Origin of the sequence: Bradyrhizobium vignae (genome assembly GCF_900324035.1) — a bacterium.
Lineage (GTDB): Bacteria > Pseudomonadota > Alphaproteobacteria > Rhizobiales > Xanthobacteraceae > Bradyrhizobium > Bradyrhizobium vignae.
Map to the genome: position 1 here is coordinate 6,263,537 of NZ_LS398110.1, position 12,827 is coordinate 6,276,363.

Annotated in this window: 10 protein-coding genes; 1 reads left to right on the forward strand and 9 read right to left on the reverse strand. The window is 62.1% G+C overall.

Going from position 1 to position 12,827, the window contains the following annotated elements:
- Positions 1–5 precede the first annotated feature (5 nt).
- Genes BRAD3257_RS30430 through BRAD3257_RS30455 form a run of 6 tightly spaced genes read right to left on the reverse strand, consistent with a single transcriptional unit; the run spans position 6 to position 6,583 of the window.
- A complete protein-coding gene (locus tag BRAD3257_RS30430) occupies positions 6–1,193 on the reverse strand; it encodes an acetyl-CoA C-acyltransferase (RefSeq protein WP_122404955.1) in 1,188 nt (395 codons plus the stop codon).
- 15 nt (positions 1,194–1,208) lie between these two features.
- Entirely contained in the window at positions 1,209–2,336 is a 1,128-nt protein-coding gene (locus BRAD3257_RS30435) for an acyl-CoA dehydrogenase family protein (protein ID WP_122404956.1), read from the reverse strand.
- A 23-nt stretch (positions 2,337–2,359) separates the two neighbouring features.
- Complete coding sequence (locus BRAD3257_RS30440; RefSeq protein WP_122404957.1) at positions 2,360–3,541, reverse strand: acyl-CoA dehydrogenase family protein; 1,182 nt, start codon at positions 3,539–3,541, stop codon at positions 2,360–2,362.
- A gap of 12 nt (positions 3,542–3,553) precedes the next feature.
- Complete coding sequence (locus BRAD3257_RS30445; protein ID WP_122404958.1) at positions 3,554–4,291, reverse strand: SDR family oxidoreductase; 738 nt, start codon at positions 4,289–4,291, stop codon at positions 3,554–3,556.
- Positions 4,292–4,335: 44 nt separating this feature from the next.
- Positions 4,336–5,889 carry a class I adenylate-forming enzyme family protein gene (locus BRAD3257_RS30450; protein WP_347338406.1) on the reverse strand — a complete coding sequence of 518 codons (1,554 nt, stop codon included), beginning with the start codon at positions 5,887–5,889 and terminating at the stop codon, positions 4,336–4,338.
- A gap of 55 nt (positions 5,890–5,944) precedes the next feature.
- Positions 5,945–6,583: a 2-hydroxychromene-2-carboxylate isomerase gene (locus BRAD3257_RS30455; protein WP_122404959.1), complete on the reverse strand. Its 639-nt coding sequence runs from the start codon at positions 6,581–6,583 to the stop codon at positions 5,945–5,947.
- A gap of 197 nt (positions 6,584–6,780) precedes the next feature.
- Between BRAD3257_RS30455 and BRAD3257_RS30460 the strand changes: the two genes are divergently transcribed.
- Entirely contained in the window at positions 6,781–7,293 is a 513-nt protein-coding gene (locus BRAD3257_RS30460) for a winged helix-turn-helix transcriptional regulator (protein ID WP_122404960.1), read from the forward strand.
- Between the two features lie 999 nt (positions 7,294–8,292).
- Here BRAD3257_RS30460 and BRAD3257_RS30465 read toward each other — a convergent pair.
- The 3 genes from BRAD3257_RS30465 to BRAD3257_RS30475 all read right to left on the reverse strand — a co-directional run bounded on the left by BRAD3257_RS30465 (position 8,293) and on the right by BRAD3257_RS30475 (position 12,819).
- Positions 8,293–8,529, reverse strand: coding sequence for a hypothetical protein (locus tag BRAD3257_RS30465; protein WP_122404961.1), 237 nt, complete (start codon positions 8,527–8,529; stop codon positions 8,293–8,295).
- Between the two features lie 1,095 nt (positions 8,530–9,624).
- Positions 9,625–10,980 carry an HlyD family type I secretion periplasmic adaptor subunit gene (locus tag BRAD3257_RS30470; protein WP_122404962.1) on the reverse strand — a complete coding sequence of 452 codons (1,356 nt, stop codon included), beginning with the start codon at positions 10,978–10,980 and terminating at the stop codon, positions 9,625–9,627.
- A gap of 18 nt (positions 10,981–10,998) precedes the next feature.
- Positions 10,999–12,819: a type I secretion system permease/ATPase gene (locus BRAD3257_RS30475; protein WP_122404963.1), complete on the reverse strand. Its 1,821-nt coding sequence runs from the start codon at positions 12,817–12,819 to the stop codon at positions 10,999–11,001.
- Between the last annotated feature and the right edge of the window lie 8 nt (positions 12,820–12,827).

Genomic DNA, 12,827 nt, shown 5'->3' on the forward strand with positions numbered 1-12,827 from the left:
GCCGCTCAGTGGACGATTTCGAACAGACCGGCGGCTCCCATGCCGCCGCCGATGCACATGGTCACGACGCCGTATTTCGCCTTGCGCCGACGACCCTCTATCAGAAGGTGCCCGGTGAGGCGCGAGCCGGTCATGCCGTAGGGGTGACCGATCGCGATCGAGCCGCCATTGACATTGAGCTTGTCCGGATCGATGCCGAGCTTGTCGCGGCAATAGATCACCTGCACCGCATATGCTTCGTTGAGCTCCCAGAGATCGATGTCGTCGATCTTCAGGTTGTGGCGCTTGAGGAGCCGCGGGATCGCGGCAACCGGGCCAACGCCCATCTCGTCCGGCTCGACGCCGGCAGCGACGAAGCCGCGGAATATGCCGATCGGCTTGAGACCCTTCCTAGCCGCGATCTTATCGCTCATGATCACGCAGGCCGAAGCGCCATCCGAAAGCTGGCTGGCATTGCCGGCGCTGATGGTCTTGCCCTCGAACACCGGCTTGATCCTGGCGAGGCCCTCGGCGGTGGTTTCCGGACGCGGGCCTTCGTCCTTGGTGAGCGTCACCTGCTCGTAGGTGACCTCCTTGGTGTCCTTGTTGACGAGCGCCATCCTCGTCGTGAACGGTACGATCTCGTCGTTGAAACGGCCGGCCTGCAACGCAGCGCCGACGCGGCGCTGACATTCGAGGCTGTATTCGTCCTGCTGGTCGCGGCCGATCTTGTAGCGCTCGGCGACGACCTCCGCGGTGTCCAGCATTGACATGTACATTTCAGGCTTCATCGCCATCAGCTCGTCATCGACGGCGTGGAACTTGTTCATGTGCTCGTTCTGCACGAGGCTGATCGACTCAATCCCGCCGCCGATCGCGACCTCGACCCCGTCAAGCATGACCGACCGTGCGGCCACCGCGATAGCCTGCAGGCCCGACGCGCATTGCCGGTCGATGGTGGTGCCGGCAACGGTGACCGGCAGACCGGCGCGGATCGCGCCCTTGCGCGCCACGTTCATCACCATGGTGCCCTGCTGCATCGCGCAGCCCATCACGACGTCCTCCACCTCATCGGGCGCAATGCCGGCGCGCTTCACCGCTTCGGCGATCACGTGCCCGGCCATGGTCGGACCGTCCGTGTTGTTGAGGGCGCCGCGATAGGCCTTGCCGACAGCCGTCCTTGCGGTGGAAACGATGACTGCTTCAATCGTCATGCTGACCCCTTCTGTTTACGCGGCCGCGTCCAGCTGCGCGTAGCGCAGCACGTGGAACGCCGGATCGCCGAACTGGATGTTGATGGAGGAGATACGCTTGAAATAGTGCCCGACATTGAACTCGTCGGTCATTCCCATGCCGCCATGAAGCTGCACCGCCTGATCAGCGACGAACTTAGCGGCATAGCCGATCTTCGACTTGGCGCCGGAGGCGAGCCGCGACAGGCCGTCACCGGCGCTGAGGTTCAGGCTGAGATGTTGCATCAGGGAGAGCGCCTCCTGATGAGCAATGAACATGTCGACCATGCGATGCTGGAGGACCTGGAAGGAGCCGATGGTCGTGCCGAACTGCTTGCGGGTCTTCGAATAGTCCAACGTCGCGGAATTCAGCTCGCCGATGGCGCCGACCGCCTCGGCGCAGAGCGCGGCGATGGCGCGGTCGCGACCGGCTTCCAGCAAGGCGACGCCCTTGCCTTCCCGCCCGAGCAATTGCCCGCGGACCTCGCGCAGGCTGATCTCGGCGGCCCGGCGGCCGTCGATCGTCTTGAAGCTCTGGAGATCGAGTCCAGCGGCACGCCGGTCGACCACGAACAGGCTGACGCCGGCGCGGTCACGGTCGTCACCGGACGTCCGCGCCGAGACGATCAGATAGTCGGCCCAGGGCGCAGCGATCACCATCGTCTTCGTGCCGCTCAGAACGTAGTCGTTGCCCTCGCGCCGCGCCGTCGTCGTGACATCGGCAAAGTCGAAGCGGGAAACCTTTTCCGTCCAGGCCAGCGCCCAGATCTTGTTGCCGTCGACGATGCCGGGGATGAAGGCCTGCTGCTGCTCGGGCGTGCCGGCATGTTCGATCAGGCTGCCGGCCAGCACTACCGTCTCGAGGAAAGGCTCGACGACGAGGTGACGGCCGAACTCATGCATGATGATCATGGTCGACAGCGGACCGCCGCCGAGACCGCCGGCGTTCTCGGAGAACGGCGCGGCGAGCAGGCCGAGTTCGGCGAAGGCCTCCCATTGCGTCCGGCTGAAGCCCTCCTCGCTCGCCACGATCTTGCGCCGCGCCTCGAAATCGTACTGGTCGCGCAGCAGGCGCTGCACGCTGGATCGCAGCAATTCCTGCTCTTCCGTGAACTGAATATCCATCCGCTCCTCCCGATCCGCCGTGGCTAGAGCCCGAGCACGGCTTTGGCGATGATGTTGCGCTGGATCTCGTTGGATCCGCCGTAGATGCTGAGCTTGCGCGAGTTCAGGTATTTCTCCGACGCGGTATGAGCGTGCTCAGGGCCCGGCATGAAACGGTTGGCGCTGACCGGATGCTCGCGGATGGCAAGACCGTAATTGCCGATCGCGCGATGGATGAGCTCGGTGATATCCTGGAATATCTCAGTGCCGCGGATCTTGAACAGCGAGGCCGCCGGACCGGGATCGATGCCGCGCGCCATCTGTGCCACCACGCGAAGCTCGGTTGCCTCCAATGCCAGCACGTCGAGCTCGATACGGGCGATGTCGCGCAGGAACTCGAGATGCGCGGGATCGTCGGCCGGTATTTCCGCTTTCACAATCTGCTTTAGCTTCTGGATGTACCGGGTCGACCGGCCGATACCCGCCATGCTGGTGCGCTCGTTGCCGAGCAGGAATTTGGCGTAGGTCCAGCCCTTGTTCTCCTCGCCGACCAGATTCTCGACCGGCACGCGGACATTTTCGAGGAAGACGTCGTTGACCTCGTGGCTGCCGTCGATCGTGATGATCGGCCGCACGGTGACGCCGGGCGATTTCATGTCGATCAGCAGGAAGGAGATGCCGGATTGCGGCTTCGCGTTCGGATCGGTCCGCACCAGGCAGAAGATCCAGTCGGCGTGCTGCGCCAGCGTGGTCCAGGTCTTGTGACCGTTGACGATATAATGATCGCCCTCGCGCACTGCCTTGGTTCTGACGGTCGCAAGGTCCGAGCCGGAGCCCGGCTCCGAATAGCCCTGGCACCACCAATCCTCGCCGGACAGGATCCGCGGCAGGAATTTTTTCTTCTGCGCCTCGTTGCCGAAAGTGTAGATGACGGGGCCGACCATGGTGACGCTGAACGCCAGGGGCGGCAGCGTCCCCGCCCGGGAGGTCTCCTGTTCGAAGATGAAGCGCTGCGTGATCGACCAGCCGGGGCCGCCATACTCCTTCGGCCACAGCGGCGCGATCCAGCCCTTCTCGTAGAGAATGCGATGCCAGAGCAGCGACTGCTCCTTGGTCAGATCGGTCTCGGGGTTCGGAACGCGCATTTCCTCGGGGTAATGATCCCTGATGAATGCGCGAACCTCGTCGCGAAACGCCGCATCTTCCGGCGACAATGCCAGCTCCATCGGACCGGCTCCTTACCACTTCTCGCCGAACGGACGGATCTCCAGCTCAAATGTCCAGGCGGTTTTTGGCTGCTGGTAGAGCTGCCAGTAGGCGCCGGCGACCGCCGCTGGGGGCATCAAGAGGTCCGGATTGTCAAGCGCGTTGGGGCCAAGCGCCTCGATGCGGCGCTGGCGCACCCATTCCGTATCGACGCCGGAGTCGATGATGAGATGCGCGACATGGATGTTCTTCGGACCGAGCTCGCGGGCCATCGCCTGCGCGACAGCCCGCAGGCCAAACTTCGCGCTGGCGAAGGCGGCATAACCGCTGCCACCGCGCAAGGACGCGGTCGCCCCGGTGAAGAAGATCTTGCCGCCGCCGCGAGCCGTCATCAGCCGCGCTGCCTCACGTCCCGCCAGGAAACCGGAATAGCATGCCATTTCCCAGACCTTGCGGAACACCCGCTCGGTGGTATCGAGAATCGGGAAATTGACGTTGGCACCGATATTGAAGATGCAGACCTCGAGCGGCGCGTGCTTATCGGCGTCGCTCAGGAAGGAGATGATCTCCTCCTCCTTGCGGGCGTCGAGTGAACGGGCGTGGATCTCGCCGCCGGCGGCTTCGATGTCCTTGACCAGCGGCGCCAGCTTGTCGCCGTTGCGGCGGCCGGCATAGATCGAAAATCCCTCGACCGCGAATTTCTTGGCGATCTCGGCACCGATATAGTCCCCTGCACCGATCACGGCTGCGGTGGCGTTTCTCTTTTGCATGGCCTTTTCCTTCGTTCCGAGAGAACTTCTTGTCAGGCAAAGCGTCAGCCTGGACTGCGCAGCGACTCAGCCAACTTGTGCTTCAGGATCTTGCCCGTCGACGTCGCCGGCAGCGCGTCGATCAGGATGATTTCCGACGGTCGCTTGTATGAGGTGAGTTGCGGAGCTATGTGGGCCATGAGATCCTGCGCCGTCGCCTTTGAACCGCGGATGAGCTGCACGAAGGCGACAACCTCTTCATTGCCCTCGACCGGCCGTCCGACCACGGCGCATTGCACCACCGCGTCGTGCGTGCTCAGCACAGCCTCGATCTCGGCCGGGTAGACGTTGAATCCTGACCGAATGATCATCTCCTTGGTACGCCCAACGATGTAGAGAACATCGCCTTCAAAGCGAGCCAGATCGCCGGTATTGAACCAGCCATCCGGATCGATCGCCTTCGCAGTCAGATCGGGTGCGCGATAATAGCCGCGCATCACGTTCGGCCCACGGACGTGGAGTTCACCGACCGCATCTCCCGCTACTGGTTTGCCGTCGCGGCCCACGAGCTTGGTCTCCACGCCCGGCAGGACTGTCCCCACCGCATGATCCGCCCTCGGGGACTCGATCCGGACGCCCGAGATGCCCGGCGAGCATTCCGTGATCCCGTAGCCATTGAGCAGCGGCAAGCCCAGCTCCTGCTCGACGCGCGACTTGAGTTCGAGGTCCAGCGGCGCGCCCGCAACCGCGATCAAGCGCAGGCAGCCACGATCGAGCTTCGGCAGGCCGGCATTGCGGCGGTACTCCAACAGGCGCTGATAGGTCGCAGGCACACCGTTGAGGATCGTGATGCCCTCCTCCGCCATCGCCTTCGCCAAGGCTGCCGGATCGTATTTTGCGACCAGGCGCACCCTCGCGCCGACCATCAAGGTCATGGTGAGCAGGGAGATCCCGACGATGTGCGAGATCGGGAGCACGCAATACTGCACGTCGGCCGCGGTCATCTTGCGCCAGCCGGCCGTGCCCCGCGCACTGAACAGGAGATTGCGATGGGTCAGCATCACGCCCTTGGGCGTGCCCGTCGTGCCAGACGTGTAGATGAGAACCGCGACTTGCTTGGCGCCATCGGCTTCGACCGGCTCCGCCGCCGTGTCCGCGTTCAGCGCAGTCACGCCGATATCGCGCAGCGGCCCAAGCTCCTGCAGCGGCGCATCGCACCTAACGGCATGGGTGGCTGCTTCCTGCGATACCCCGGCAGTGAAAAACACCCGCCTTGCGCCGCTGTGATCCCGGATCTGGTCGACCTCTCGCGGCGACAGCCGCGGATTGACCACGATCGCCCAGGCATCGAGCAAGCTCGCGGCGAGCAGCAGACAAGCGAGCGGGATCGAATTCTCGCTGACGATCATCACGCGGTCGCCGGCGCGGATGCCAAGCGTACGCAGCGTGTCAGCTGTGGCCTGAACCGCTCCATTGAGTTCGCGATAGGTCAGCGTCGCGGTGTCATCGACCAGCGCCATGCGATCCGGCGTTGCTGCGACATGCGGCGCCATCACGTGATGGATCCGGTTCGGCAGACCGTCCACACTCCCTATTGTCTCTTGGGTCAATGAGACCACGGCACCCTCCCTGAGAAACGGCTTCTTGCCTTTTGGTTTTGCCTCGACGTTATGATCACGCGGTCTTGCGCCGCGCGCTGGCGAGTTGGGCGAGGATTTCCTCTTCGACGTCGCGCAGACTATCCTTGCCGAAATAGATTTCGTCGCCGACAAAGAAGGTCGGAGAGCCGAAGCTGCCGCGCTCTACGGCGCGCGTGGTGTTCTCGATCAGCTTCTTCTTGACGTCATCCTGCTGGGCGCGCGCGATGATGCGGTCAATGTCGAGACCAGACGACAGGAACGCCTCGCGGAACACCTGCGGGTCGTCCATCTTCTTGGGCTCGACCCACATGTGGTGATAGGCCGCGCGGAAATAGGACTCGAACAGGCCTTCGAATTCGGCCGCGACGACACCGCGCATCAAGCTCAACGTGTTCACCGGAAAGAACGGGTTCGGCGTGAACTTCGTGATGTTGTGGCGACGCAGAAAGCGCGTGGTCTCTAGCGCATTGTATTCCGGCTTGTTCTTGATCCCGCGCAGCGAGTCCGCCGGCGACATGTTGCCCGTCGCCTTGTAGACGCCGCCAAGGAGCACCGGGACATAGTTGAACTTGACGCCGGTACGCTTCTCGATTTCCGGCAACGCGAGCTCGGCGAGATAAGCGTTGGGACTTCCGAAATCGAAGTGAAACTCGACCTTCACCGCAGCAACCATGGCAACGCTCTTCCCTTCGACGCATCAGCGGTTCGACCGCCGCCTCGTTTGAACCTCGTCCGAACCATAAGTTCTATTATAGAACTGTCAATATGATATTCGTCATCCAATACCTGCCAGACAGGCATCCTATTGAAATCATATAAGTTCTGTTTTAGAATTTATTTTGCTGCAGCCGGAAAACGCGGAGGAAGTTGATGAAATGGGATGCACTCGAAGAGGAGCCGTGCTCCCTGGCCCGCACCGTCGCGGTGATCGGTGATCGTTGGAGTCTGCTCGTCCTTCGCGAGTGTTTTCTTCGCGTCCGCCGGTTTGACGACTTCCAGGCGTCGCTGGGGATTACTCGCCATCTGCTCGCCGACAGGCTGAAGAAGCTGGTGCGTTTCGGCGTGCTGCGGAAAATCCCCTATCGGGAAGCACCAAAGCGTTACGAGTACATCCTGACCCAGAAGGGCCTGGATCTGTACCCGATCATCATGTCGATCGTGCACTGGGGCAACGTGCATATGGTCGACTCGCGCGGCCGACCGATGCTGCACGAACACAAGAGCTGCAAGAGGATGTTCGATCCCGTGATGGTCTGCTCGGAATGCGGTGAACCGCTGGCGGCCAAGGACGTCCATGTGCATCCGGGCCCTGGTGCCCGGCAATCTTCGCCGGTTCATGCAAAAGCACAGGAACGAGCCAAGAGTGGTCGAGAGCCGGCTTGAGGCGGCCCCGAGCGATCCGTGCGTGGTTCATCCGCTTGTGGCTCGGCTGACCTTAGTTCATTGCCTTGCTATGGCCGCTTCCGGTAGGAGAGACGACGGGGTCATGCGAACCCCGAGGGGAGCAACTATTGATCCTCCAGCGGGCGATTTTGCGTCTTGGAGCCCTGCCGCCTGGCGTCTCCCCCAAATGGGCTAGGCCGAGAAAAATCAGTGGCCAGCTACAACCTTAACCGCCGCAACGCCGGGCAGCCGGTGGCGTCGACTTTTGTTTGTCTCGCTCTTAAGCGCCCTTTTGATAAGAGCGGCCGAACCAAGTGTGGCCGACGGCGATAACAGGGAAAACTCGCCCCCCAGTTAGAAGGCCTCCGCTCCGTTCCACCCAAGCCAACGCGACATTAAAAACGCCCGCTCAATAGTGCAAAAGGCGGCCGGCGATCAATTCCCTGCTTACAGGGAATTTTGCAGGGAAAACCCGGCGGGCGAGCCTGCGCTCGGCGTCGAAACGCGCCAGGAAGTGCCGTGAAAACACGGCATTTTGGCACTGAACCGTCAAAACTGGATCAGGGAAAAATTTCAAAGGCGATCAGGGAAAGCGGCCGCCCCGAACAGGGACTCTCGGGTGCCGTGGCACGCGCGCCTGATGGCAACGCGCTGCGGCAATTCAGGCCTGAGCGGATGAGCGACACCATGCGGGACTATGCGACCGTAAACGGCGTGTCGGCGCGTGGCGGCTCGCTCGATGGACCGGCACCGGAACCGGGACCGCTGATCGCCGGCGGCATCCTCTACGTCAGTGGGCTACACCAATTATGGTACGGCGCCCGACAACGTGTTGCTCGCCTTCTGCGTGGATGGACAACAGGCGGGGGAGTTTTCGCGCAGCCCGGTTGGAATTCACGAGAAAACTCCGCTATGCGCCGTAAGCAGCCCTCCTCGCTCGCGGAGCCACGCTCGAAGACGTGCATGCGCGATATAGCAGTCGGCTTAGCTCTGTCCGCGTCAGCCGCGCTTCTTCTGAGAGGACGGCTTAAACTCCACGACCTCGTGCTGGTCGCAGGGATTCGACGGCTCATTTTGTTTCACGATTAGCTCAAGCTCAAGAGCTTCGATAGCGAATTCATCCGCCATGCGCTTGAACAGCTCGCGCTTTTCAACGTCCGTCGCCTGCTGACTCATCAGCGCAAAGTCTCTGGCGTTAGCGCGGACCTTCTCCAATCGTCGCCGGAGGTCCTTCATGGTGTTCCGGCTCAGCTTCTAAGCTCATCGGCCAAACAAACACCTTGCTTGTTCGGATGACGCCGGAGTCAACTGCCGAAACGGGATATTGGTTCTTTGCGAACTGCGAATTCGCCGGTTATTCACCCTGCGATATCTCGCCACGGTCACCTGCTGGAACAAATCCAGGACTCCAGCTGCGTTTTCGGGATTGCGGGCTGAGGACGACCGCTGGCATTTGGCGACCGGCTCGCAGGCCGAACCATCCCTGTCCGGCTCTCGCCGGATGCTGCATAGGAATCCCGTACCTGAAGGCGCATCAATGTTCGAAAGCGCACAGACCTGAGTTTTGCGCCGGACTAGGCTGCGACCGATCCCAGACCCTCGCGAAGCGCTCGGGGCCCGAACGGCCTCGGCATCTTGGTAGGGGCTGTCAAATCCGTGCTTTGCCCGGGCTGCGCTGAAGTGGTCCGCGCGAGCGTAGTGCTGTCGGCTGCGTCACGGCTATGAGACAGGAGGTAAGCTCGGCAGATCTTAGATCAAACGATGGTCGTTCCTCGTGCGTACTGTCCTTCTCATTGTGGGAATATGGCTACTGGTCAACGTTCTGTTCGTCGTGGTTGTCCTGCCCTCGCGCAGGCCGGTTGCTCCTGCGCGAGCGTCACGGGGAACTCCGTCCCCGGCGCCGATCAACAACAAGGCCCGTCGATCGGACGACCACGAGCCACCCCTGCGGCGCGTTAGGGCGCCGAGTGCAATCAGATTTCTTTTCGTGCTCCTCCTTCCGGTCATTCAAGCGTGTCGGAGGGCACCACGACTAAGATGGCATGGCCGCGGTGAACCTCGAGAAGCGCGGCAGTCCGGGTGACACGTCGGGCTAACCAATCCTTGCGCCAAGGCGAAGCGGGCGGGCGCGTCGCGCGTAAGATCAGTGACGAATTTACCCTTACAGCCCAAAGCCTCGACCAATCTCCCGCATCAACCTGAACGCGGCTTCAGTATGCGCAACCGAGAGCTCTCGGCCGAGAGCGAAGTGGCGCCGTTCAGCAAGCCTTAGACGAAGGCTTGAGTTCACGTCCCCGCGAGTGCTCAGCATCAAAGTCCAAAATGCTCGCTTCAGGTTTCGCGGAACGCGCGCGAGAAGCTGTCGAAGACCGGCTTCATGATGTACTCGAAAAACGTGCGCTCTCCGGTCTTGATGTAAACGTCCGCGGGCATCCCTGGTGTCGGGATGAATTCAGGCATTTGCCTGAGAATATCGTCCTGGTCCAGGCGCACCCGAATGACATAGAATTCCCGACGCGTGTCACCGTCGGGACGGGCTTCGGTCTTCACTTGCTCCGCCAAGGCGTCCGCTGACACATAGATGACGCTCGCCCCGACCATGGGCGTGATGCGCTGGTTGAGCGCCGACAACCGCACCAGCGCTTCCTGACCTACGCTCACATGCGAAATGTCCTTCGGGTTCACATGCGCCTCGATGATGCGCTCATTGCCGATCGGTAGGAGTTCAAGGATGACCGCGCCAGGAGAAACGACGCCGCCCGGCGTATGGAAATTGTTCTTCACCACGATGCCCCGAACTGGCGAACGAACATCGATCCGGTCGACCACGTCCTGCGCTGCGCGAATCTGTTCCTCAACATCGTCCAGATCCGCCTCGGTCTCGCGTAATTCTTTGATCGCATCCCGGAGCGCCGTCGCATGGAGCTGCGCTATTCTCTCGTTCGCTTGAGCGATCCGTTCCTTCGAATCGGCGATGCGCCCGAGATACTCGCCGAGCTCGCCCCCGAGACCCGCCTCGGAACGCCGCAGCGCCAGCACATCCGACTTGCGGACCAACTGCTGGCCAAGAAGCGAATTCTTGTCCTTCAGCTCTTCGGCGAACAAACCAATACGCTCTTTGGTGGACTGAACTTGCGCCTGATATCCGCGGATGCTTTCCTCCAGCCCAGCGATCTGCTTCACGAGTACGCTTTCCTCGGTCAGCAGACTGGCCCGGCGCGCCTGAAGCTCGGCACGTTGCCGCTCAAGAATCGCTTTGATTTCTGGATCACGTGCACTCTCGCTGAATGCGGCCGGAGGTTTGATAGTATCCGAAGAGCTCATTTCAGCTTCTAGACGCGCCTTCATGGCGAGCAGGCGATACTTCTTCAAAACCAGCCGTCTCAGTTTGGCGTTGGCAGCGGTATCGTCCATGCGGACGAGGACCTGGTTGGCCTCGACGACATCCCCGTCCTTGACCGCAATCTCGCGGATGATGCCGCCCTCGAAGTGCTGGACAAGCTTGTTCTGCCCGGTAGCCACAAACGTGCCCGAAGCGACGACCGCACTGTTGAGTGGGGCAACTGCGGCCCAAACGCCGAAACACCCGAGCCAAACAACCAGGATGGCAAGGCCGGTGAAGATGGGCCATTTGGCGCTCAGCGGAACACCGCGGTACCACTCACCGATGTCGTCCTTTACTCTCATGCTATCCTCCCGCGCTGATCACCCGCCCGAGGATTCGATGCGCTGCGGCTGCTCCGGCGCATCTCCGCCGGGCCTGCCGGGCGACCGAACCAAGCGATGCAACACCTCGCTCGGAGAGCCGAACGCTTCCGCGCGTCCGGCCCGCAGTATCAGCACTTTGTCAACACTGTTCAGGAGCGCCGGGCGCAGGGTTACGACCACTGCGGTGACCCCCCGCCGCTTGGCGCGCTGCAGGGTCTCGGTCAGAGCCTGCTCGCCCGCTGCGTCGAGATTCGAGTTGGGCTCGTCGAGCACGACGAGGGACGGATTGCCGAAGAATGCCCGGGCAAGCGCGATGCGCTGCTTCTGTCCTCCCGAGAGCGGCCCGCCACTGCGGTCGAGCACGGTCTCGTATCCTTGCCTCAACTGGCAGACCATGTCGTGAATGCCCGACAACATCGCCGCCTCATAGATGCTCTCGTCGGGCAAATCGTCCCGCATGCGGCAGATGTTCTGCTTGATGGTACCGGGAAATAGCTCGACCTCCTGGGGCAAGTAGCCGGTATATTCCCCGAACTGGCGGCGATCCCAGTTGCGCAGCTCTGTTCCGTCCAGCCTGACCTTTCCCGCTGTCGGCACCAGACATCCCACGAGAATGCGCGCGAGAGTCGACTTGCCCGATCCGGACGGTCCGACAATGGCCAACGACTCTCCGGGCGCGAGCTCGAGCGACACACCATTGAGTACCGGCTCCTTCGAGCCGGGCGGCAGATACAAGACCCGATCAACGCTCAGGCGCCCTTGCGGTCTTGGCAAGCGCAGCTTGGGCGTCTCGCGCTGGAATGACTCGACCGCCTGTTTGACGCGGGCATAGGCCGATCGCGCCTGCACGCAGCTACGCCATCCCTCGATCAAGCCTTCGAGCGGCTGCAGGGCGCGGCCGGCAATGATCGAAGCCGCGATCATCATGCCGCCGGTGATCTCGGCGTGGAGGGCCAGATAGGCGCCGGTACCGAGAATCGTGATCTGGGCCACGAGCCGGACGAACTTCGACGCACCGCTGATCCAGAAATTCCGGTCAAGGGCCTGGCTCTGGACCGTCAGCGCCGGCGCCTGCCGGCGCCCCCAGTGGAGAATGCTTTCGCTCAGCATTCCCATCGCATTGATCACCTGCGAATTTCGCGCCAGCGACTCGGCCGCCGCATCGGCCTCAGCGGCATGCAGCCCTGCCTCGCTCAGACGTTCCGAGGTCGCTTTCTGGTTGATCAGCGCAATCAGTGCGAGGACCAGGCCCGAGACCACTGCGATCCAGCCCAGATGTCGGTGAACGAGGAATATGACTGCGAAGTAGAGTGGTGAGAGTGGCGCGTCCATCAGCAGAAGCATGATAGGGCTCGAGATGAAACCCCGCACCTGGTGAAGGCTGCGGATCGCCTGGATCGTTCCGCCCTCGCCGGCCCTGGCGTTGTTGATGCTGCTCGCCAACACGGCGCCGCCGAGCACCGCCTCCATCTTGGTCGCAAGACGCCCCAGCACCTGCCGACGCAGAATGTCCACGATCGAGAGGATACCGATGAACGCCAGCGCGAGAACAGAGAGCATCAGCAGTGTCTCGAGACTACGGCTCGTCAGCACGCGATCGGATATTTGAAAGAGGTAAATCGGCAACGTGAGCATCAGCAGATTCACAACGACCGAAAACGCCGCGACTGCTATCAGGTTGGTGCGCGCAACCGAACGCCAGGCGGCCAGCGCGTTGACAGGTCCGACATAGTCGCGGGCCTCGCCGTTGGGTGTGACGCGAAGTTGAGCTCTGGAGTGGGTGCGCTGCGGATCGTCCAGTGTCTCGACAGCAGCCATGTTTGCCT